This window comes from Oceanispirochaeta crateris, assembly GCF_008329965.1.
In the GTDB taxonomy this organism is placed as follows: Bacteria; Spirochaetota; Spirochaetia; order DSM-2461; family DSM-2461; genus Oceanispirochaeta; species Oceanispirochaeta crateris.
This window is the reverse complement of the sequence record NZ_CP036150.1, coordinates 3,471,955-3,493,994: the sequence shown is the minus strand read 5'-3', so window position 1 is coordinate 3,493,994 and position 22,040 is coordinate 3,471,955. Positions and strand designations below refer to the sequence as shown.

Here is a 22,040-nt window from a genome sequence, read left to right as displayed (position 1 = left end):
CTGGAGTCTACAAAAAGAGGCTCTCGGTTTGTGGACTATTCAACAGGGCAAGAGTATTATGGCTCAACATGAACGAACAGATACTAACAGAACCCTATACTTCAGGCATCCTCTCACGATTAAAACAAGATGGAGAAAGCTTCAGGAAATTACTAATCCTGGCACTTCCCATTGCAGCTCAAACCCTGATTCAAACCCTCCTGAACCTTGTGGATACCCTGATGATAGGTCAGCTGGGGGAAACCTCCATCGCTGCAGTGGCTCTCTGCAATCAGATATTTTTCCTGTTGCTTCTCTTCCTTTTTGGAGTTTCCAGCGGGTCTTCTGTCTTTACTGCCCAATTCTGGGGAAAAAAGGATCTTCCGGGAATTCATAGGTCTCTGGGAATGGCCTTGGTATTGGGCCTGAGCGGTGCGGCTATATTCACATTGGCCGCTCAGATTTTTCCGGCTCAGATCCTGAGGATATACACCAAGGACCAACGGGTCATCGAAGCGGGGATACCCTACTTGAGGATTGCCTCTGCCAGTTATCTCTTTACGGCGGGCACCATCATCTTTCAGGGGGTTCTGCGGAGTACCGGAGTCGTCAAACTGCCTCTGTTTCTGTCAGTAACAGCCCTGAGCCTCAACGCCTTCTTTAATTATGCCTTGATTTTTGGTAGATTCGGACTGCCCCGCCTGGGGATTGCCGGAGCAGCCATGGCAACATCGGGAGCCAGAATCCTCGAAGTCATCTCTCTACTTCTCATCATCTACATTCAGAAATATCCTATCGCCGGGTCGATCAGGCAGCTGGCCTGTCAAAACCGTTTGTTCTTCAAGCGTTTTATACACAGGGTGAGCCCGGTTATCCTGAATGAAGTAGGATGGTCCTTTGGGATGACCATGTTCACTCTGGTCTATGCCAGGATGGGAACCGATGTTCTGGCGGCATATAACATCATGGACACCTTCTCCAGACTGACCATTGTCCTTTTTGTGGGAACCGGAAATGCAACGGCCATCGTTTTGGGGAACATAATTGGAGAAGGCCGCGAAGACGAGGCGCGCCGTAGTGCAAAGACCATCCTCATGGTAGCACCACTTTTAGCAGCCTTCGTGGGGATCATAATTTTTGTCCTGGCGCCCTTTGTTCCTGGATTCTTCAACATATCTCCCTACGTCAGCACCCTGATTGTACAGATGCTCCGGATCTTCACGGTCGTCATATTTGTAAAAGTATCCAACATGCATATCATAGTGGGTATTCTCAGGAGCGGTGGAGATACTCACTTCTGCGCCGCACTGGAACTCATACCACTCTGGCTGGTAAGCATACCCCTTGCCGCGTTTGCAGGGCTGGTGCTAAACCTGCCCCCTCCCCTGGTATACCTTCTATGCCTGAGTGAAGAAGTGATCAAGTATATGATAGGCTTGTATCGGGTTCTTTCCGGGAAGTGGGTTCACGACCTGACATAATCCTCAGAACATTGAGGATTGCCAAGAGAGCCACTCCCACATCTCCAAAAATAGCTAAGCCCATACCGGCATATCCCATGGCCGCCAGTATGAGGATTACTGCCTTTATCCCCAGGGCCATGATGATGTTCTGTAAAACGATCTGCCTCGTTTTTCGGGCAATTCTGAGGGCGTTCACCAGACGAAAGGGCTCATCAGCCATGAGAACAACATCTGCGGCTTCAATGGCCGCATCTGATCCAAGAGCCCCCATAGCAATCCCGACACCGGCTCTCGCCAATACGGGAGCGTCATTTATTCCGTCACCCAAAAAAGCGGTTTGCTGTCCAGCGGCAATGGCTCTTTCTACGGCCTCAACCTTTTGATGGGGCAATAAACCAGACTCATAACCATCCAGACCCAAAGTGTTGGACACGAATTCAGCTGTAGGATTTGCGTCTCCTGTGAGCATTATGATAGATTTGATCCCAATTTTCCGAAGCTCCTTCACCATCTTCTCAGCATCCGGGCGTATAGAATCAGAAAGATTGAGAGCTCCCTGATAAACCCCATTCATTGCAACATAAACAGTAGTTCCTTCCGAGGAAGAAAGACCCTCAACCTCAATGCCCTGGCTCAACAGCCAGTCTCTCTTCCCCACAAGGATAGTCTGCCCCTGGTAGCGGGCCTTGAGCCCATGACCCGCAATTTCTTCTACTGAATCGGGAGCCAAGTTCGCCCCGCCCTGTTCCGTCCAGGCATTTTGAATGGAAATAGCGATGGGATGATGAGAAGCAGACTCAGCCAATGACGCCAGTCTAAAAAGTTCGGCTTCTTTGATACCCGGAGCAGGTAGGATGGACGTCAAGGAAAAGACACCTTTTGTCAGCGTACCCGTCTTGTCTAAGAAGACCGTATCGATTCTGTTCAATGCCTCCAGATAATTCCCCCCTTTCACAAGGATACCTTCCTTGGAAGCCCGTCCGATTCCGGCAAAGAATCCCAGCGGTATGGAGATAACCAAGGCACAGGGACAGGAAACAACCAGGAATACAAGAGCTCTGTAGAGCCAATCCCCAAAAGAGGCGCCCTCTAGAACAAGAGGAGGAATGAACGCTAGAAGAACGGCCATTCCAACAACAATAGGAGTATAGAATCGGGCAAACCGTGTGATGAACTGCTCCGACTGTGCCTTGCGGCTGCTGGACTCTTCGACCATGGCAATAATTCTGGCATAGGAAGACTCAGAGAGACTCTTAGTGGAACGAATCTCCAAAAGGCTGTCTTTATTCACATAACCGCTGAGAACTGTTCTTCCTTCATGGACTCGCCGGGGATAGGATTCCCCTGTAAGAGCAGAGGTATCGACAGACCCCGTCCCCTTCATAACAACACCATCTAAAGGGATTCGGTCTCCAGCCCTCAGGCGGTAAAGTGTCCCCGGCTCCACCTGATCCGGCGGAGTCTCAACCAACTCTGTTCCACGAAGGACCGAAACCATACCCGGTTTGGAATCCATCAGATTCCGAATGGACCTTCGGGATTTGTCCACAGCCATATCTTGAAAGAATTCACCAATCTGGTAAAAAAGCATAACAGCCACAGCCTCCGGAAACTCGCCAAGGGCAAAGGCCCCGGATGTAGCCAAAATCATGAGAAAATTTTCGTCCAGAAATCGGCCTCTCTTCATATTTTTCAGACCGCTTAGTAAAACACTATGACCAATCAAAAGATAAGAAGTACTATACAGGACGATTCTGTAGACAAGGGGCAAGGTCTCATTCCCTCTGAGAAAGGTCAAAACAAAAAATAAGGCCGCTCCCAATAGCTCGGGGATCTTCTTCTTTAGAGCGGAACCCGGCTTCAAATCGGTCGATTTTGAATCAGAACCTCCGCGTTCTTCAAGTATAATCCCATCCTCAATAGAGTCCACCAAAGACTGTAATTCAAGCTGTCGTTCACCTATGGAAGCTGAGCTATCCAGGTATAAAATCTGAGATGCCATATTCACCCGGGCATTCTTCACCCAGTCCAGTTCTTTTACTTTTCTCTCAATAACCGCAGCACATTGTGAACAGCAGAGACCGGACAAAGTATATTCAATCTTTACAGACATATTTACCTCACAAAAAAACAATACATATCTGCGTATGCTTATATGTTCATATTAGAATAAACATTTTTACCTGTCAATCTTCTTCCCTTTAAATTGGTAATTCTTTTGCTCTGATATTATGATTTTAAACAGAAATTCAAAACTGTAAGACAGGGAGCCGAAATGCAATACAGAACACTGGGAAAAACTGGCCTTAAAGTGTCGGTAGTAGGAATCGGAACTTGGCAATATGGGGGAGAATGGGGAGAATTTTATACCCAGCCTCAGGTTGATGCTGTCATGGATACCGCCCGAGAGGAAGGGATCAATTTAATTGACACGGCGGAGTGTTACGGAGACCACCTTTCCGAATCCTTTGTCGGCAGGGCCATTGAAATGGACCGGGATAAATGGATTGTCGCCACAAAATTCGGACACCATTACAACGACTACCTGGATAGGGATCAGTTATGGAGCGTCGATGACGTTAAAATTCAGTTGGAAGAGTCATTGAAGAGTCTGAAAACCGATCACATTGACATCTACCAGTTCCATTCTGGAGAGAATACAGTCTTTGACAATCAGGAACTTTGGACCTATCTGGACAAGCAGAAGAAAGCCGGCATCATAGGCCACCTGGGAATATCCATCTCCAATTCACACGAGGGAGTCCTGGAGTATCAATCAGAAAAAGCGACAGAGGTCGGTGCAGAAATCCTCCAGCTGTATTACAACAGACTGGATAGACGACCCGAAGAAAAAGCGTTTAAAGAGTGCAGAAAACAAGAACTGGGAGTCCTGGCCAGAGTTCCCCTTGCCAGTGGATTTTTAAGTGGAAAGTATAAACCGGGAACTGTCTTTTCCAAGGATGATGTCCGGAGTCACAGGTCTCAGGAAAAAATAGATTCAGAATTAAGGGAGGTACAAAGGATTCAGAAAGAGGAAATGCCCGAAGGCATTTCCATGGCCGCCTGGGCCCTAGCCTGGTGTTTGAGAGATCCCGTCGTTACAACTGTCATTCCCGGATGCAGAAATCCAAATCAGGTCAGAGCCAATGCCGAAGCTTCAGACCTGGCCGGCACGCTGATCTTCCCTTAAATTCACCTTTCCATAAGATTAGGACAAGAGATGAGGAGAGCCGAACAGGAAGGAAAGAGACTCAACCCTCACTCAGATGTTTCTGACAGATTCTAAAAATTTGGATGACATGTTCATCCAGGAGAGAATAGAATATGTGCTTCCCGGCCCTTCTGGAATTGACCACATGAGCCTGCTTGAGCTGCCTGAGTTGATGAGACACTGCGGGCTGGCTCATTCCCATCAGTTCGGCAATTTCATGAACACAGAGTTCATCTTCTATCAGGGCATTTATAATTTTGAGTCGGGAGGGATCACCAAATATTTTAAAGGTCTGAACCAGATGATCAAGCTCATCCTGAGTCACGAGCAACTCTTTCACCCGCTCAATCCGGGCGGCATCATGGCTCACCTGGGGATCTTCAATATCGTCACTGTTATTCATTTGCTCTATTGTAACATGACAGCAGTAATTCTGCCCAGATGAGGATTTTTTTCTGTTTAAACAGATGTAATTTTATCTATTTTAGATATACTTATCTAATAAACAATCATTGTATGGATTGGTTATGTCAATTGTGCTCAAGGAGATATAAATGAAAAGAAGAGTGTTGATAATTTTAATGATATGCTTGGTTCTGCCAGTTTTCGGTCAGAATAAGAAGATGGAAGATAAAGAAATAAAAGAGATTAATCTCAACACCGAAAGCCTCGAGGGAAGAGCCAAGGCCGGAGTAGCCCTGGGATATCCATCGGGTCTTGTATTCGGATACAGACTGGCCAATTATCTCGAGATAAACGCCCTGGTTGGGTCCTTCTATGATGGCTTCACCCTAGGTGGAAACATGATGTTTACTCTGGTGGATGTGATGATCAAGGATCAGCCCTTCCCTCTGTCAGCAGGACCACAACTGTATGTCAACTTAGGTGACGACTTTAATATGTCCGCACTGGGTATTGTAAGATGGGAGTACGATTTCAAAGAAGTACCATTGAACCTCTACATAGAGGGAGGACCGGGATTATCTTTCATGGATGGAATTGATTTCGTCTGGTCATCCGCTCTGGGAGTCAGATATGTCTTCTGATTCTATTCTCACAATCCCGGAGAAGAAAGAGAAAAGCCTTTCGGTCTGATCTCTATTCTCCGGATTTCATTCCAGAGCTGAAGGATATTTTCCTTATGCTTCACGGGACAGAGAACCGTAAGTCCCGGTTTCATTCCTGGTTTTACAACCTCTGTCAGACTGTAGCCGACGGTATTATCAGAAACATAATAGCTCCTACCCTCAATATCTATAAAACCTTTCACCCTATAAATACTACCCTCTATACGGCTCATAAAATCCTTTAGAACCTGTTCACTTTCAATTTTTCCTTCCAGGAAAAGACTAGCAGGTCTGGATTCGGGGGTATTACAGCTTTCCAATTCACCATGCAGAGTTCGGGGGACCTCCAAATCAATGAAAGAGTAGTCAAACGCTCCAAATACTCCTGTCTGAAGTGGAGCCGAGGAACGTGTTTTCAAATCCTTGATCAGCTCATTCAGCTCCTTATCTGGAATAAGATCTGTCTTATTGATTAAAATTTGATCGGCCGTTGAAATTTGTCTCCCAATGACATCCAGGACTGTAACAAGAGCCTTGTAGCGGATAGGATCAATCAATGTGACCACATGCTTGACAGAGAACTGTGATGCCAGCTGATGGTCAGAAAGAATTTTATTCATACTGGAAGGATCAGATAATCCGGAGGCTTCAATAAAAAGCAAATCGGGTTTTTCCTCTTCAAAATACTTCAGCCCATAAACAAAGGGGGCCTTGAGGCAGGAACAGAAAATAGATCCATTACCAATTTCATAGATCTTGTGTCCCTCCTCCAAAAGTTCTGGATTCTCATTCAAAAGCAAAGCCCCATCCACTGGTACTTCCCCAAAGTCGTTTACCAAGATCCCTAATTTCCTACCATGGAAATACCGGATGAGTTCATTGAGAACCGTTGTTTTCCCGGAACCCAGGAAACCAGCCAACAGGATAATATCAATTTTTTTGCCCATATAAGCCTCCTTTGACAACCGGGGTTCCAAAGGCCCCCCGGTGATTCACGACGGGACATCCAATACCAGCCTTGAATGCCCTCTTCAGTATGACCCCAGTCAGAGCAAACTACGGATCTCTTCTTCAAGTTCAGCACGGCTGGGAATGAGAGACACATGGGTGACCTTTCCATTCACGGCGATGGAAGGAAGGTTGGCAACCCCCAGTAGTCCCAGCCTGGCTATATTCTCAGGTTCCAGGATTTTTCGCTCTATGACCTTAACTTTTGCATCTCCAAAGATCCCGATCATATCGTCAGCTGCCGCCTTCATATATCCGCAAGCGGCGCAGGTGGCAGAATCTATGGTTAAAACCTCAATAAGAACATAATCCAGATTTTCATAATCGGGCATGTCCACATCAATGTCCACGACTTCCTTCACATAGCTGGAAAGAAAGGATCTGGTGGCTTCCGGATTTTGTACGGCCTGGCCGACCCCCACTATGTTTTCAACAGGAACCCCATAGGGCATATCACAGCCGGGAGCCAGAATAAACCCCTTGGTGCCCATCTTGTCCATAAGATCGAGGGCTGCTTTCTGACAGTCTTTCTGATTTCCAAGGAGCATGACAACTGTGAGCTGTAAATTACCTGAGATGAGAATATGATGGGCATCGGTGATTTTTTTGGCCTCTACTATGTCAATATTCTCATCAATAGAGAGGCAGTCCGGACCTGTAAGAGCCATAGCTTCAAGATTTTTAGTTGCATCACCACAAACAAAAAAGGAACTGAAGGCACCCTTGGACCGAACATGATCAAAAAATCTCTTGTAATCGGAAGCCATAAACTGGGTAAACATTTCTGGCGAGATTTGTGATACAAGGGGATCTACTGAACCGATAATATCCATTCCGGATTCTATGTAGAGATCGGTAACTGCGATTGCCACATCCGTTGCATAGGATATCAACTTCTTTACATATTCTTCATCATCATACATATCCATAAAAATATTGGTGCTTCTCAAGTGGGATGCCAATGTGAAGGGGCCACAAACAAGACCGTACAGAGCAGTGGTATTCCCCACTTCTGCTTTCATTCTTTTCATAACATCCAAGACCATGGGAAGTCTGCCTTCCGTTCTACTAGGAATTTTAAGGGGAATTTCCTTAGTATCAGCCAGAGGATGACTCTTGACCGTAGGGGGAGAATCTTTCGCCCAGAGAAGTTCGCAGCCGAGTATTTCTGCTTCAATCTGCAGATCAAATACCACGGGTTGACCGTCGGGGGAGTACTGCTTATTGGATTCAAGCAGACATTCAAGAAGCTTATCCCCATCCATGAGGATCTCCTGGGCATCGTATCCCTTGAGTCTGGCTATCTGGACCCCTGTATAGGGAACCCAGGGAGCCCTTTCGACAGGCTCCCCCTTAAAGGTATTTATTATTAAGTCTTTTCCATTCATTTAAAATTAATCCTCCGGATATTTTATGCTGTTAAGTTATGTTAATACCTGAGAAAGACTGTCTTATATAAAACTCCCGCTAATTTTGGTACTTTTTCGGGTACTTTTTACCCAAAGTCGCCTTAAGTACCTTAGAGATCACTTGCCCGTCTATAGTAATCGAGATATTATGATTGCATGCGAATTACAACAAAAGGCCGTTATGCCATCAGGGCAATAATAAACATGGCACTCAATGCAGGAAATAAACCGATATCCATCAAATCCATTTCCAACAGTGAAGAATTATCTCCCATATTTCTGGAACAGATTTTTACCAAATTGAAGAAAGCCGGGATTGCCGAATCAGTAAGAGGTGCTTCTGGGGGTTTTAGAATTGCACGGGAATTAAATGAAATAACAGTACTGGATGTCTTGGAAGCTGTGGAAGAAGGGGTAGAACTAGCACCCTGCACCACTCCCGAAGGCACCTGCGGCCGTTCTGCCGACTGTGCCATTTCCGCCTTCTGGAGCGATACAGAAGAAATGATCAGAGATCAGCTTAGAAACCAGACCATTCAAACGATTCTTGATAAATACATGGATGTTGAGTAGCCAGAAAATACTTTTTTAGGATTTTACTGCAGCAACAGCTTCGTCAAGAAACTCATTAATACTCTCCAACGAGTCTAATTGCAGGAGATGACGGCAGTCATTTTCCGCCTTTTTCACATCCACATTCTCCAGAAAAGTCTGCATCTGAGGAATTTGTCCCGGAGGCATGGACAGGTTACGGACCCCCGCCCCCACCAGGAAGTAGGACAAGCCTCTGTTAAAGGCCATATTTCCACAAATACTCAAAGGACAATTATGTTTTTGAGAAGCCTCTGCAATCCGCGCCACCGTTCTCAAAACAGCAGGATGGCGAGCCTCATACAAACCAGAGACCTTTTCATTCGTTCTGTCCACTCCCAGAAGATACTGAACCAGATCATTGGAGCCTACCGAAATAAAATCTGCTTCTCTTGCGAGATCATCTATCATAACAACCGCCGAAGGAAGCTCTATCATGACTCCTAATTCGGGAATTGTGGCACATTCAAAGCCGTCCCGTTTAAGGAATTCAATGCTCTTCTCAACCATTCTTCTGGCTTGTTTGAAATCATCTAAAGAAGAGACAAGAGGAAACATTATACGGAATTTTCGTCCCTGTCCCGCTCGCAACATGGCCTTGAGCTGGCCCACAAAGATCTTTTTATTTTGAAGGAGAAATCGGATAGCCCGTAATCCCAGAAAAGGATTTTCTTCTTCTGAATCGGGCATATAAGACAGGATTTTATCCCCGCCGATATCCAGTGTTCTCAAGGTGATCACCGGAGATTCCATACCATCAAAAATCTTCTTATAAACCAGATATTGGTCTTCTTCGCTGGGAAAACTGTTCCTGATGAGGAAGGGAAATTCACTGCGGTACAAACCGATTCCCTCGGCTTTCATCTTCACCGCTGTTTTAATATCGCTTATAAGGTTGATTGTGGCCCTCAGGTAAATTCTCTCCCCATCGAGGCTGAAAGTTTCTTCCCTAACCTGCTCGGCATGATCATCCAGCAAGCTGTGGTCTTTCTTGAGAGCCAGGAACTGAGCAACTGTTTCATCTCCGGGATTGACCAAAAGGTTTCCCTGCTGACCATCCAGTATAAGACGACTCCCCGGTTTGATAGTGAGCAGCTTGCGATCATCGGTGTATATGAGAGGAACCCCAAGAGACTTGGCAAGGATTGTAATATGCGCCGAAGCCCCCTGGCTGTACAGGACGAGTCCTTCCACATGCTGTGCCGTTATCTTCACAAGTTCCGAAGGAAGGAGCTCTCTGGCCACAAGGATCTGGTCGGAATAATCTCCACTTTCAAGTTTTTCGCCCGCCAGGTTTCTCAGGAGTCTGTGCCCAAGGTCGCGGATATCCTGAACTTTCTCCTGAAGCCTTGGATTGCCACTCTCTCCGAAGATCTTCAGAAAGTGCTCCACCCTGGAAATAATGGCATCACAGGGAAGAACTCCTTCCTGGATATCCTCTTCCATCTTCCCGATAAACCCGGAATCTCTGAGCATCAACAGATGAGTGCTGAATATGAGAGACCCCACATCAGAGAGTTTCTCTTCCATTTCCGTCTGCAAATCTGTCAGTTGTTCTTCTGTTTGTATGAGGGCTCTTGAAAAGTCCTCCTTGCCGGCATCCCTGCAGCTCTGAGGCAATCCGGAACGAAACCCATCCCGACTGCCAGATTCCATCACATAAGCCTGGCCTATGCCGATTCCTTCCACGACAGCCTGCCCCTTGATCAGGGACAGCTCAACCGATGGCTCCGGCTTGGCCGTTTGAGTCACTCCCATCAGGAGTTTGGCATTTTCCAATGTAGCCGCTAGCTGAGAAGTAATGGCGCGGAGAGCCATCATATCATTCTTATTAAAATATCCTGCCATGTGATGCTGAAGAACGAGGACTCCGATACGGGTGAGTCCCTGCAGTATGGGAACGGCCATAAAAGCCTGATACTTGTCTTCACCACTTCCGGGGACTTCCTTAAAGTGAGGATTATCCCGCCCGTTTATTTCAAGGATAGGCCTGAGTTCCTTGAGAGCCACTCCCACAAGGCCTTCTTCAGTGGACATCTTGAGCTTCCCGATGAGATCGGGATTCAACCCCTCTGTTGCCTCCAGAATGAGGCGGTCCTGAGCCTCATCATAGAGGTAAATAGAACAAACATCGGCCTTCATATGACCAGAGACGGTCTTGACGACCTTCATAAGGAACCCTCTGACGTCGCTTTTTTCACGGAAGAGATCGGAAAGTTCTCCAATATTACATATGAGTTCTACATTATCTTTCATCATGATTCTATGCTGTCCTTTGATCTTCCTGAAAATACGACATATTGATTCCTACCCCGGTTTTTAGCCTCATACAAGGCCTTATCCGATTCATCAACCAACTGGGAAGGCTCATGCGAAATACCGGGAGTAAAACCTGAAATACCGATGGAGATCGTAAGATACGGGGCAACAGAGGAGCCTTCATGGGGGATCTTCTCTTCACGGAATTTCTCTAGAAGGGAATCACACAGGGCTTCTCCCTCCTGAATATTTGTATCAAAGAGTAAAACTGTAAACTCTTCCCCACCGTAACGGCAAACCGCATCCGTATCACGCTTCATAACACTCCTGATCAAACGTCCTGTTGTCCTGAGTGCTTCATCTCCCATCTGATGGCCATAGAAATCATTGTATGCCTTAAAGTGATCCACATCAATCATCAACAAGGTGATAATCTTATTCTCCCGGATGGCGAGATGCCAGAGGTTATTCATGGACAAATCGAAATACCGTCTGTTTGAAAGTCCTGTCAGGCCATCGATCCAGGCCAGTTTCTCAAGATTTGTGTTGATGACCTGCAGATGATCGTGACTGCTTTTCACCGAATTCAGTTTTCTCTTCAGCATGACATTGGCCTGAAGATTGGAAATGAGAAAGACCGCCATAACAGCCCCTGCGATATACAACAAAAAGAACCAGCGCTGCTTCCAAGGAGGTGCTTTTACATACAGGGGAAGGCGTAAGCTGGTTTCATTCCAGACTCCATCATTGTTGGAGCCCTGGACATGGAACACATAATGACCAGGAGGTAGGTTCTGATAGGCTGCAAAATTTCTATGACCGCTGAAAACCCACTGTCGATCCAACCCCTCCAGCTTATAGCGGTACTGGTTTTGGGCGGGAGAAGTAAAATCCAATGCGGCAAATTCAAAACTGATAAAGCTTTGCTCCCAGTTCAACACAAGCGGTTCTCCTGTGATGAGAGCCTCTAAGAAGGGATAGGGTTCGCCCATAACTTTTACTTCATTCATCCACAAAGCCGGAGGATGAGGATTATCATAAAGGATGGCCGAATCAAACCGCAGAACCCCTTCGGAACTGCCAAAATAAATATAACCATCCTGATCTACCGTAGAGCTGTTATCCATCTGATCAACAATGATACCGTCACTTTCATCAATATTCAGAATAGATCCATTTGTAGGATTCAGAACGCTGACCCCACTGATTGTGGAGATCCAGATCCGCCCCTGACCGTCTTCTTCCATAGCCTGGACATGATTTGAACTCAGCCCCTCGAGGCGGGTAAAGTGGGAAAATGTATCTGTGCCGGGATTCAGAAGATTAATCCCTCCCCCGCCGGTTCCTACCCAGATTCGTCCTAGTGAGTCCTCGAGGATATCTGTTATTACATTATTACTGAGACTGGTCATATCATCCAGATTATGATAAAAAAAATCAAATTGACCTTTTTCACGATCATAGCGATTCAATCCCATATTCGTACCCACCCAGAAAGTACCGCGGCTATCCAGTAATTGGCTGAAGACAAGATTATTACTCAGCCTCGGATTTTCGGTGCTGTAGCTGAATACATCGAGTACACCATCGGACTTCGACCAGTGGATGATTCCCGAACCGTTTGTGCCGATCCAAAATGTACCGTCAACGTCTTCTGTTATGGCATCTACAATCGGCTCATCCCCGGCAATCGTTCCATATCCCAAGAGGGACACTCTGTCAAAATCATTCGTCTTCGGATTATACCGATCAAGTCCTCCAAGAGAACCAACCCAGAAACGTCCCTGAGAATCTTCAATCACTGTTGCCACATTAAAATGAGACAGAGACCAGGGATTCTCAGTATCCGGCATCCAGTGCTGCACCTTCCAGTCTCTCTTATCTCCTTCAAAGCGCCAGAGCCCCTCTGAGTATGTAGCGATCCAGAACCTTCCCTGACTATCGATCAGAATATCCCGGATCTTGTCTTCTGGTAAGGATAGGGGATCATTTAGGGTATGAGAAATATACCGGAAATCCTTCTTCTGTGGATTAAGTTTATTGACCCCTCGCCCATTGGTTCCGATCCAATAGACTCCACCCCTATCTCTCAAAAAGGAATAAATGATACCATGATTCAGCTTGTATGGATCGTCTGAATCTACTTCATGATGAATCAGTTCTTTTGACGAAGCCGACCAACGATACAGCCCGTCCCCCCAGGTACCGATCCAGAGATCTCCCGATGGATCGGCAGAAAGAAGGTAGGTATTTCCCTCAAAGCGAATATGCTCCAGAATAGCCCCGGAAAGAGGATCTAATAGAGAAACTCCTCCGTCCCAGGTTCCCACCCAGAGATTGAAGTCATCGGTTTGACAGATGGACATAACAAAGGGAGACGGTAAAGATTGGGGATTTCCCTCTTCTGCCCTGAAGTGCCCAAAAGAATCGGTCTCCGGTTGATACAGGTCCAAGCCTCCATAACTGCCAACCCAAAGACGCCCCCGAGTATCCACATATAGGCTGCGGATGGTATTGTGAAGGAGAGACCCTTCATCCAGTTCATTGTGAAAATACGACCGTATATCCAGACTGACAGGATCTATTCGATTCAAGCCATTTAAGGTCCCCGCCCAGAGGACGCCCTGCTCATCCCGCACGATAGAGGTCACAACTTCATTTGAAAGGACATCTCCGGCCTTGTTTTCATAGGAACTGAAATTAAAGAATTCTTCGGTCTCCAAATTGAACCTGGACAGCCCTTCATAGGTTCCGATCCACAGATAAGGATCAATAGGATCCAGGTAGAGAGTTTGAACCAGGTTATGGGGAAGGGAGTTCTTCTCAAATGGATTGTGTTCGTAATTTAGAAAGACTTTTCCATCGTAACGACTAAGACCATTCTGGGTTCCAAACCACAGATAACCCCTCTTATCCTGCACAATTCCAGAAACACCATTATTGGCCAGACCATCCTTCTGAGTGATGTGATCAAATATAATTGAGTTGGCCCCCAAGGGGATCAGTTGGACTAAAAAAAAGAGGATTAAACTTATAAAATGTTTACGACTCAAGATGCTTCCGACCTCTTTTCCAATTTCCCTTGTATCAGCTTTCTGACAGTTTCTTGGACTTTCCGGCACAAACCCTCAATGCTTCCATGACAGAATACCGGAATCCTGTTTTTTCAAGGACAGTGACGGCCTCAATTGTTGACCCTCCGGGTGAACAAACCTGATCTTTGAGCTGTCCGGGATGTTGACCTGTTTCTAGGACCATTTTGGCCGAACCAAGCACGGCCTGGGCAGCCATTGAATAAGCCTTATCCCGGGGGAGCCCTTCCCTCACAGCGGCATCGGCCATGGCTTCGATAAACAAATAAACATATGCGGGACTGGAGCCGCAAAGAGCGGTGTAACCATCGATGAGACGTTCTTCAAGAATCTCGGTTTTACCAACCGCATTCAACAGAGTCAGAACCTGATCGATCTCATCGTTACTCAGATTGTCACCGGGGCACACTGCGGTCATTCCCTCTCCAACCAGAGCAGGCGTATTGGGCATTGTTCTCACAAGCTTAAGATCTCTACCGAAAAGTTCCAGGACCTGAGCCCTGGTTTTTCCGGCAGCAATGGTAATGATGACTGTATTTTCAGAGACACTATTTCGAATTTGCTTAATCACTGGTTCGTAGATATGGGGTTTGACGGAGAGGAATAGAAAATCCAGTTTGCTCAGGAATTTCAGATTATCCGTACTCGTATTAAGACCTTCATATCGGGAAGAAATCCGATTTAAGGCTTCAGAAGATGCATCTGATACAAATATTTGATCCTTTTCAATGATTCCTGCTTTTAAAAATCCACCGATAAATGCGGTAGCCATATTTCCGGTGCCTATAAATCCGATATTCATGATCCCTTCCTGCAAACTGTTTTTTAGAGTATATACGTTCAGTATAGTGGGACGAACCAATGGTTTCAATTGTAATCGTGCTTAGAAATTGCTTCGATTTAAATATAATGGAAAAGATAATCCTAAAAAAAAGAAACCGGACTGTAGAAACCCGGTTTCTGCATAGATTAATTCAATTCTAAAGGCACATTCAATGACATGGTCTTCAAAAAGACCAGGAATCTGCAATCATCCAAATAAGGCCTCATTCACTAGATTTTCAAAGAGCTCCTGTTTCCCGCTAATAATGGCAGGTTCTCCATTTTCATGGGCCAGTTTCGTTAGATCTTCTAATGTTAGTTTTCCGTCTTCAAAGTCTTTACCATATCCGGAATCAAAGGAGGAGTAACGTGAGGATTTCATCTTATCCATCCGGCCGTCTTCCTGTATTTTGGCTGCCATTTCCAATCCCAGAGCAAAAGTATCCATCCCGCCGATATGAGCGAGAAAAAGGTCTTCCATATCGGTTGAATTCCTCCTGATTTTGGCGTCGAAATTAAGACCTCCGGTTTTAAATCCTCCCATGGCCAGGATGATCCGCATGACCTCTGTTGTTTCATAGACTGAATGGGGAAACTGGTCTGTATCCCATCCATTTTGCATGTCACCCCTGTTGGCATCCACACTTCCCAAAAGACCATATTCTGCGGACAACTGTATATCGTGTTCAAAGGAATGCCCCGCTAAAGTGGCATGATTTGCTTCAATATTGCAGGCGAAATCTTCTTCGAGGCCATTGGACTTGATGAAATTAATCACTGTCTCCGCATCGTAATCATATTGATGTTTTGAGGGTTCCATGGGCTTAGGCTCAATATAAAATTTCCCCTTGAATCCAATTTTTCTTCCATAGTCTCTTGCGGCTATGAGGAACTGGGCCAAATGATCCTTCTCTCTCTTCATATTCGTGTTGTAAAGAGACATATATCCCTCACGTCCACCCCAAAATGTATACCCTTCTCCACCTAAGGCCACATTGGCTTCGAGACAAGCCTTGATCTGGGCCGCACCATAGGCCAAGACTCTGAAATCTGGGTTGGTGGAAGCCCCGTTCATATACCGGGGATTAGAAAACAGGTTGGCTGTATTCCAAAGCAGCTTAATCCCTGTGGCATCCTGTCTTTCTTTCAGCATTTTAGTCACTGTTTGCAGATTGCTTTCATATTCTGAAAGGTTCGAACCTTCGGGGGAGGCATCAACATCATGAAAGCAGTAGTAGGGTGCTCCCAGTTTCGAGATGAACTCAAAGGCGGCATCGGCTTTATTTCTTGCCTTTTCCAACCCTTCAGCCTGTGCCCAGGGATGAATCAGTGTGGCGTTACCAAAGGGATCCCCCCCATCGGCACAGAAGCTATGCCAGTAGGCAATACCAAAGCGGAGGTGATCTTTCATCGTCTTGCCCAGGACCTTCTTGTTCTCGTCATAAAACTTAAAGGCCAAAGGATTATCAGAACCTTTCCCTTCGAAAGGAATCTTGCCTATCCCCTTAAAATACTCTTTATCCCCAATAAATACCTGACTCATAAAATACTCCTATGTAACAATAATCTTTAAACCAAAAACAACTTCTATGAAAAAAGAGGAGTGAGAGCATTCACATATTTGCTATACTCTGCGTAAACCTCTTTGTACTTTTTGACTCTTTCCGGATCAGGAAGACAGCCCTTACCCGAATCCAGTTCTACATGTTCATCGATGAGACTGTTGAGATCCGCATCGAGTCCATCCAGCTTTTTCAGACACCATAGAGCCTGAATTGCCGCCCCCAGGGCCGCTGCCTCGGCATTGACTGGCACCACCACAGGAAGGTTCATGACATCCGCCGTGATCTGCCTCCATATTTTCGAATTGGCTCCTCCTCCGATGAGACGGACTTCCCGGGGTTTGAATCCCAATTTTTCAAAGGAGTCGAGCCCAAGCTTCAATCCCAAAATGGCCGCCTCCAGGGCAGAGCGAAACATATTCTCTTTTTTGACGTTCCCGGCTGTCATACCCACAATACATCCCCGTCCATGAGGAAGGTTGGGTGTCCGTTCTCCATTAAAGAAAGGGAGAGTGAGGATTCCTTCGGCTCCGACTGTAGAGCGGGCTCCCAGCTCATCAAACTCTTTGACACCAATATCAAAAAGCTGTCGCATTAACTCCGTAGCCACCGTACAGTTCATGGTACACAAAAGGGGCAACCATCCTCCGGAACTGGAGCAGAAAGCCGCCAAATTCCCATCCGGGTCTATTATGGGTTTATCTGAATATCCATAGAGGGTTCCGCTGGTTCCCAGGCTCATTGTCAGAACACCATCCTTTGTCGTCCCGGTTCCCACCGCCCCCATCATATTGTCTCCTCCACCGGAAGAAACAGGAATTCCTGCAGGAATTCCAAAACGGGAAGCCACATGGGGTAAAACACGGCCGGCGGCCTCCCAAGGTTCGATCAAATCGGGTAAACAACTCATAAGATCTCTGTCCGGATCAAGAGCCTTCACAAGATCCCTGTTCCAGCATCTGTTTCGAACATCCAGAAGCGCAGTTCCCGAAGCATCTCCATACTCCATGACAGCCTTTCCTGTGAGGTAATAATTCAGATAATCATGGGGCAGTAAAACCGTTGCCATTCTGGCATAGGCGTCTGGATGAGCCTTTCTAAACCAAAGAATTTTAGAAGCAGTATAACCTGGTAGTATCAGATTTCCCCCTTCTTCCAACAGCCTTGTATCATCACCATAGGCTTCGGTCAATTCCCTGCATTCCGCCGCTGTAGACGTATCACACCAGAGTTTGACATCGTTGAGCACCATTCCCTGGGAATCAATGGGAACAAAGCCGTGCTGCTGCCCGGAGACACCCACAGCCTGGGCCGTTTTCCGGATTTCCGGATCAATCTGATCGAAACAGGATGCCAGGGCCTCTATCCACCAGGAAGCCTTCTGCTCCCGGCTGCCGTCATCTCTGGAAATCATTTCATGCCCTGCTGACGCTGAGGCTGCAATAGTTTTATTTTCAAAGTCATAAAAGACGACCTTAGTGCTCTGTGTGCCGTTATCTATTCCAATTATGGTTTTCAAAGAATCCTCCACTATCAACTGTATTGAATACGGTCCCCGTCTACAGCTCTGGATAGCAAAGCTGAATACTCGGGAAATACAATCTTTATATAGTATTCGTCGGGCAAGAAGTGAAAGGAATGGACAGAATTGACTGTTCATACATATAATTGACCTGTACAGGGGCTTAAAATGAAGATTCTGGATGTTGTATTTGTCTACCAGATGAAGGAAGAAACCGAAATAAGGTGGCACAGCCGTTATCATTCTCATGGTAAAAACGAGTTTGAGCTTCATTATTTTATTCAGGGAAATGCCAGTTTTCTCAATGACAGGACACGCTTCCGAATCGAGCCGGGGACCCTCTTCCTCACATCCCCCGAGATTCACCATTCCATCATTGTACAGGATGATGACAACCCTCTCTCCTACTATGCCGTGTTGATAGGGACTGAAGATTCCGACAGAGAAATTCACCGCCTCCTCTCCATAGATCTCAAATCAAACAGATTGTATCATCTCGGAACGAACTACCGATTTTTCTTTGAAGAAATCAAGGAGAAAGGACTCTCCGCCAATAGAGCCCTAAGACAGTCTGCGGTTCATCAATTGATCTCATTTCTTTATGTCCTATCGGGTGAAGAGGATTTTCATTTTTCGGACAGCCGGAACAGCCATATTGAAAAAGCACTCAGAATCATGCAAAACAACATCACCAACAACCTGGAACTGGAGGATATAGCCCAGAGGCTTGGACTCAGCAATTCCTATTTTATCCGTCTGTTTCAACAGAAAATGAAAACCACTCCCATGAAGTATTTTATGAAGTTAAAGATTGAAGCGGCTGGCGCCATGCTCACTAGTACGGACAGAACACTGCTGACCATTGCCCAGGATCTAAACTTTTATAGCGAATTCCACTTTAGCAGGGTCTTCAAACAGTACACAGGGACTGCCCCGTCCATCTATAGAAAACAGTACCTTCAGTTTGTCGACAAGGAGCCTGATCAATGAAGATGATCATGTCATGAAAAAACTAACGGATATTGACTTCTTCAATTCGCAAAATACCCTTCCGAGCCATGATGATTCGGTACCGTTGCATGATATCGGGATACTTGGATTCAGGCCTTTCGAGTTTTAGAACCATATTGACATGATACACTCTGTTGGTTTTCATCTCCCCATATTCGTCGCCAATCCGGCAGGAGAGATACTCAATGCTGTCATCCATCTTCTGCACCCAGTTGGACATGTCTAAACGGACAATATCGGTGATTCCAGACAAGCGGGTATGATTCTCAAAAAGAGGAACTGTGTGGATAATATAATCCTTCTTATATTTAAGGATTTTCTCATGGAGCAGCCCCAGGCTCAGCTTATCCTTCCCGGCTCTCCTGAAATGCTTTATATCCTCATTCAGCTTTTTCATCTCGGAAAAAGAAACAGATTCCCTGATCTTACCGCATCTGCGATCCGTCCTGGGATCGACGAGCCGGTGCAAGCGGTCAGCGACCAGAAAAGGAGAGATTCCCAGGAAAATACTGCGCAGATTCTCCTTGATCCGATCTTTTAAAGAATAGGCAATGACAGCGATGAGAGCCCAATACATGCTGCCTTGGGGAAACCATTTCATGGAAAGGATTGTAGCAGTGACGGCAAAGGCCATGGCAACTGCCGCGGCGAGTCCCAAAAGAAATTGAGCCACACTGGCGGCGGCTCTGGAATTATAAACAGAAAGGAACAGAGACTCCTGAGCCCATTTTTTCAGTTTATGACTCCGGTAAACCATTCTTTCTGCCATAAAATCATGAGGGTCTACAGGAATATCCCAGCCATATTTTTTCCTCGTGTGCAGGATTCGGTTCAAGGAAGATTCAAATCGTTTATTCAGCTTTTTGGAAGGCGGCCCGTCTTTTCCTAAGTCTTCCAGGGTCCAGATGAGGGGTTGCTTGATTTTCCCGGGGAATGGTTTTTTGTTTTTATGCATCGCGCTGATCAGTTTTGAAACGGCATCGATGATTGCATCGGTAACTTCAGGTTCTACATATTCTGAGGCTTCAATTAAACTACCCGTTTCTGAAAGAACAATATTCACAAGGGTTTTTAGTTCGTATATGACCCTGGTTCTCCAGGATTTGCTCTTTTGAGGCTTGGACCACAAATGATTCAGCCTGGTGAGAGGACTGGATTCACAGTCCTTTGACAGGAGTTCTGATAATGAAATTCTGGGAGTTGTAAAACGGGTATAAACGCTCAAATCTGATAAAAGCCGCTCTCTGGGAAAGGCCCTTTCATGGACACCAAGCTGTTCTGGAATAAAAAAGACAGCGGTCATCCTGAAATGACTGTATTTTTCTTTATTGATCAATGGATAACTGACTTTGACTTCTATTTGACTCGTTCCATGAATTTTTACCTGATATTCCATCATTTTAATGATAATTCACACACCAGGATAGGACAAGAGGATTCCCACGATTGAGAACTTTCGATATGATTAAATCCTATATCCTATATGACAAAATCAAGAAATCAAAAACCCTTAAATGAACAGTGAGGAGAATTATCATGAATCCACAGGCTTCTGCACTCAATAGTATTCTGGAAGCACAGAATCCCGCCATTTTTTCCCTATTATCGAAAAGAGGAAAAGCAATATTCTTCCCCAAAAAAGGCCTTCTCATGCAGGGACAGGATGCAAGCGGAAAGAAAATCAATGCTTCCATAGGAATAGCAACTGAAGACGATGGTTCTCCACTCAGGCTGTCTGCCATTGAGTCATTGGTAAAACTTCCCCCAGAAAAAGTATTCCCCTATGCCTCAAGCTACGGCCTTCTTCCCCTCAGAAAAAGCTGGCAATCCATTATTAAGAAGAAAAACCCCTCCCTGGAGTCAACAAGATTGACACTGCCTGTTGTCACAAATGCACTGACACACGGTCTATCCATGGCAGGCTACCTCTTTCTGGATGAAGGCGATACTGTCATTCTCCCCGAATACTATTGGGGGAACTATAATCTGGTTTTCAAAAATGCCTACCTGGCTGAATTTGATACATTTCCCATGTATAAAAACAATGGTTTCAACCTAGAGGGTATGAAAAACAAACTGCTTTCACCTGGAGAGAAAAAAGTTCTCCTTTTGAATTTTCCCAACAACCCCACAGGATACACTCCTACCGAATCAGAAATGCTTGGGATCAAAGATGCTCTGCTTGAAGCGGCAGAAGCAGGGAAAAAGATTGCGGTTCTCATTGACGATGCCTACTTCGGTTTAGTTTTTGAAAAAGGCGTAGGAACGGAATCCATATTTTCCCATCTGGCCACACTCCATGAAAATGTACTTGCCGTTAAGGTTGATGGAGCAACAAAGGAAGACTACGTATGGGGCTTCAGAGTCGGCTTTGTCACTTTCAGCTGGAAGGGTATGACCGAAGAGTCAGGACAGGCCATGGTCGACAAAATAGCCGGTGCGGTAAGGGGAAATATCTCAAACGACTCCATCCTCTCACAAAACCTACTGCTCGCTGCCTATGATGATCCAGGTTATTCAGCAGACAAAGAATCAAAATATCAGCTGATGAAGTCTCGCTATGATCGGGTAAGAGTGACATTGAACAATCATCCGGAGTATTCAGAATTTTTTGATGCAGTCCCTTACAATTCAGGATATTTCATGTGCATCGATTTGAAAAAAGGTAACGCCGAAGAGGTCAGACAAAAACTCCTCAGTGATTATGATACCGGTATTATTGCATTGGGTTCTCTCATCCGCGTAGCCTACTCATCTCTTCCCGAAAAATTTATTGAAGAACTTTTCAACAATATCTACAGTGCCTGCAAAGACCTCAAATAAAGGACTTTAAATACGCTGAAAGCGATCCTGTCTCTCTGGGTTTTTCCTGGAAGAGACAGGATACGGTTCTGACATTGGGTCAGAAATCCCTCCCCCACCTTAACAAAATCTTCCTTTTCGAACATTCAAACCATTTCACCTGGGCCACCGTCGGTTAAGCCTCCAGGAGAAGTCCCCTTTTAGAATCTGTCTAATATTAGAATCCTTAAAAAATGAGACAA

The 22,040-nt window shown here is 45.7% G+C and carries 16 protein-coding genes; 6 read left to right on the top strand and 10 right to left on the bottom strand.

The features are described 5' to 3' along the window. The first annotated feature begins 68 nt into the window (after positions 1 to 68). Positions 69 to 1,460 carry an MATE family efflux transporter gene (locus EXM22_RS15865; RefSeq protein ID WP_168203565.1) on the top strand — a complete coding sequence of 464 codons (1,392 nt, stop codon included), beginning with the start codon at positions 69 to 71 and terminating at the stop codon, positions 1,458 to 1,460. On the opposite strand, the gene EXM22_RS15860 is transcribed toward EXM22_RS15865, so the two are convergent. Next, positions 1,399 to 3,555: a heavy metal translocating P-type ATPase gene (locus tag EXM22_RS15860; RefSeq protein ID WP_149487454.1), complete on the bottom strand. Its 2,157-nt coding sequence runs from the start codon at positions 3,553 to 3,555 to the stop codon at positions 1,399 to 1,401. The two genes, EXM22_RS15865 and EXM22_RS15860, sit on opposite strands and share 62 nt — an antisense overlap. Positions 3,556 to 3,717: 162 nt before the next feature. On the opposite strand from EXM22_RS15860, the gene EXM22_RS15855 reads away from it, so the two are divergent. After that, the gene (locus EXM22_RS15855) at positions 3,718 to 4,632 is read left to right on the top strand and encodes an aldo/keto reductase (protein WP_149487453.1); all 915 of its coding nucleotides are present in this window, start codon (positions 3,718 to 3,720) and stop codon (positions 4,630 to 4,632) included. 61 nt (positions 4,633 to 4,693) lie between these two features. On the opposite strand, the gene EXM22_RS15850 is transcribed toward EXM22_RS15855, so the two are convergent. Beyond that, complete coding sequence (locus EXM22_RS15850; protein ID WP_149487452.1) at positions 4,694 to 5,056, bottom strand: ArsR/SmtB family transcription factor; 363 nt, start codon at positions 5,054 to 5,056, stop codon at positions 4,694 to 4,696. A 151-nt stretch (positions 5,057 to 5,207) separates the two neighbouring features. On the opposite strand from EXM22_RS15850, the gene EXM22_RS15845 reads away from it, so the two are divergent. Beyond that, a complete protein-coding gene (locus tag EXM22_RS15845; RefSeq protein ID WP_149487451.1) occupies positions 5,208 to 5,699 on the top strand; it encodes a hypothetical protein in 492 nt (163 codons plus the stop codon). Between the two features lie 8 nt (positions 5,700 to 5,707). Here EXM22_RS15845 and EXM22_RS15840 read toward each other — a convergent pair whose 3' ends face one another. Beyond that, positions 5,708 to 6,667 carry a GTP-binding protein gene (locus EXM22_RS15840; RefSeq protein WP_149487450.1) on the bottom strand — a complete coding sequence of 320 codons (960 nt, stop codon included), beginning with the start codon at positions 6,665 to 6,667 and terminating at the stop codon, positions 5,708 to 5,710. A 99-nt stretch (positions 6,668 to 6,766) separates the two neighbouring features. Next, complete coding sequence (locus EXM22_RS15835) at positions 6,767 to 8,116, bottom strand: uroporphyrinogen decarboxylase family protein (protein WP_149487449.1); 1,350 nt, start codon at positions 8,114 to 8,116, stop codon at positions 6,767 to 6,769. A 177-nt stretch (positions 8,117 to 8,293) separates the two neighbouring features. Between EXM22_RS15835 and EXM22_RS15830 the strand changes: the two genes are divergently transcribed. Then, positions 8,294 to 8,710 carry an RrF2 family transcriptional regulator gene (locus tag EXM22_RS15830; RefSeq protein ID WP_149487448.1) on the top strand — a complete coding sequence of 139 codons (417 nt, stop codon included), beginning with the start codon at positions 8,294 to 8,296 and terminating at the stop codon, positions 8,708 to 8,710. A 15-nt stretch (positions 8,711 to 8,725) separates the two neighbouring features. Here EXM22_RS15830 and ptsP read toward each other — a convergent pair whose 3' ends face one another. The 5 genes from ptsP to xylB all read right to left on the bottom strand — a co-directional run bounded on the left by ptsP (position 8,726) and on the right by xylB (position 17,982). Beyond that, positions 8,726 to 10,987 (bottom strand): phosphoenolpyruvate--protein phosphotransferase, encoded by a 2,262-nt coding sequence (gene ptsP / locus EXM22_RS15825; RefSeq protein ID WP_149487447.1) that lies wholly within the window; start codon positions 10,985 to 10,987, stop codon positions 8,726 to 8,728. Continuing rightward, positions 10,984 to 14,040 carry a ligand-binding sensor domain-containing protein gene (locus EXM22_RS15820; protein WP_168203564.1) on the bottom strand — a complete coding sequence of 1,019 codons (3,057 nt, stop codon included), beginning with the start codon at positions 14,038 to 14,040 and terminating at the stop codon, positions 10,984 to 10,986. Before EXM22_RS15820 ends, ptsP begins: the two co-directional genes overlap by 4 nt. 34 nt (positions 14,041 to 14,074) lie before the next feature. Continuing rightward, positions 14,075 to 14,881, bottom strand: coding sequence for a pyrroline-5-carboxylate reductase (gene proC / locus EXM22_RS15815; RefSeq protein ID WP_149487445.1), 807 nt, complete (start codon positions 14,879 to 14,881; stop codon positions 14,075 to 14,077). 228 nt (positions 14,882 to 15,109) lie between these two features. Continuing rightward, positions 15,110 to 16,444, bottom strand: a complete 1,335-nt coding sequence (gene xylA / locus EXM22_RS15810; RefSeq protein ID WP_149487444.1) for a xylose isomerase — start codon at positions 16,442 to 16,444, stop codon at positions 15,110 to 15,112. A gap of 44 nt (positions 16,445 to 16,488) precedes the next feature. Further along, a complete protein-coding gene (xylB, locus tag EXM22_RS15805; protein WP_149487443.1) occupies positions 16,489 to 17,982 on the bottom strand; it encodes a xylulokinase in 1,494 nt (497 codons plus the stop codon). A gap of 171 nt (positions 17,983 to 18,153) precedes the next feature. Here xylB and EXM22_RS15800 point away from each other — a divergent pair, with 171 nt between their 5' ends. Then, complete coding sequence (locus EXM22_RS15800; protein ID WP_149487442.1) at positions 18,154 to 18,975, top strand: AraC family transcriptional regulator; 822 nt, start codon at positions 18,154 to 18,156, stop codon at positions 18,973 to 18,975. Between the two features lie 22 nt (positions 18,976 to 18,997). Here the strand turns inward: EXM22_RS15800 and EXM22_RS15795 are convergent, their stop codons facing one another. After that, on the bottom strand, positions 18,998 to 20,395 hold the full coding sequence (locus tag EXM22_RS15795; RefSeq protein WP_149487441.1) for a hypothetical protein: 1,398 nt from the start codon (positions 20,393 to 20,395) through the stop codon (positions 18,998 to 19,000). A gap of 137 nt (positions 20,396 to 20,532) precedes the next feature. Here EXM22_RS15795 and EXM22_RS15790 point away from each other — a divergent pair, with 137 nt between their 5' ends. Further along, entirely contained in the window at positions 20,533 to 21,819 is a 1,287-nt protein-coding gene (locus EXM22_RS15790) for an aminotransferase class I/II-fold pyridoxal phosphate-dependent enzyme (protein ID WP_210411506.1), read from the top strand. The last annotated feature ends 221 nt before the right edge of the window (positions 21,820 to 22,040 follow it).

Bases quoted from the DNA above. Each gene is read 5' to 3' on its own strand.
- EXM22_RS15865 (WP_168203565.1), top strand. From the start codon at position 69: ATGAACGAACAGATACTAACAGAACCCTATACTTCAGGCATCCTCTCA.
- EXM22_RS15860 (WP_149487454.1), bottom strand. From the start codon at position 3,555: ATGTCTGTAAAGATTGAATATACTTTGTCCGGTCTCTGCTGTTCACAA.
- EXM22_RS15855 (WP_149487453.1), top strand. From the start codon at position 3,718: ATGCAATACAGAACACTGGGAAAAACTGGCCTTAAAGTGTCGGTAGTA.
- EXM22_RS15850 (WP_149487452.1), bottom strand. From the start codon at position 5,056: ATGAATAACAGTGACGATATTGAAGATCCCCAGGTGAGCCATGATGCC.
- EXM22_RS15845 (WP_149487451.1), top strand. From the start codon at position 5,208: ATGAAAAGAAGAGTGTTGATAATTTTAATGATATGCTTGGTTCTGCCA.
- EXM22_RS15840 (WP_149487450.1), bottom strand. From the start codon at position 6,667: ATGGGCAAAAAAATTGATATTATCCTGTTGGCTGGTTTCCTGGGTTCC.
- EXM22_RS15835 (WP_149487449.1), bottom strand. From the start codon at position 8,116: ATGAATGGAAAAGACTTAATAATAAATACCTTTAAGGGGGAGCCTGTC.
- EXM22_RS15830 (WP_149487448.1), top strand. From the start codon at position 8,294: ATGCGAATTACAACAAAAGGCCGTTATGCCATCAGGGCAATAATAAAC.
- ptsP (WP_149487447.1), bottom strand. From the start codon at position 10,987: ATGATGAAAGATAATGTAGAACTCATATGTAATATTGGAGAACTTTCC.
- proC (WP_149487445.1), bottom strand. From the start codon at position 14,881: ATGAATATCGGATTTATAGGCACCGGAAATATGGCTACCGCATTTATC.
- xylA (WP_149487444.1), bottom strand. From the start codon at position 16,444: ATGAGTCAGGTATTTATTGGGGATAAAGAGTATTTTAAGGGGATAGGC.
- EXM22_RS15800 (WP_149487442.1), top strand. From the start codon at position 18,154: ATGAAGATTCTGGATGTTGTATTTGTCTACCAGATGAAGGAAGAAACC.
- EXM22_RS15795 (WP_149487441.1), bottom strand. From the start codon at position 20,395: ATGATGGAATATCAGGTAAAAATTCATGGAACGAGTCAAATAGAAGTC.
- EXM22_RS15790 (WP_210411506.1), top strand. From the start codon at position 20,533: ATGAATCCACAGGCTTCTGCACTCAATAGTATTCTGGAAGCACAGAAT.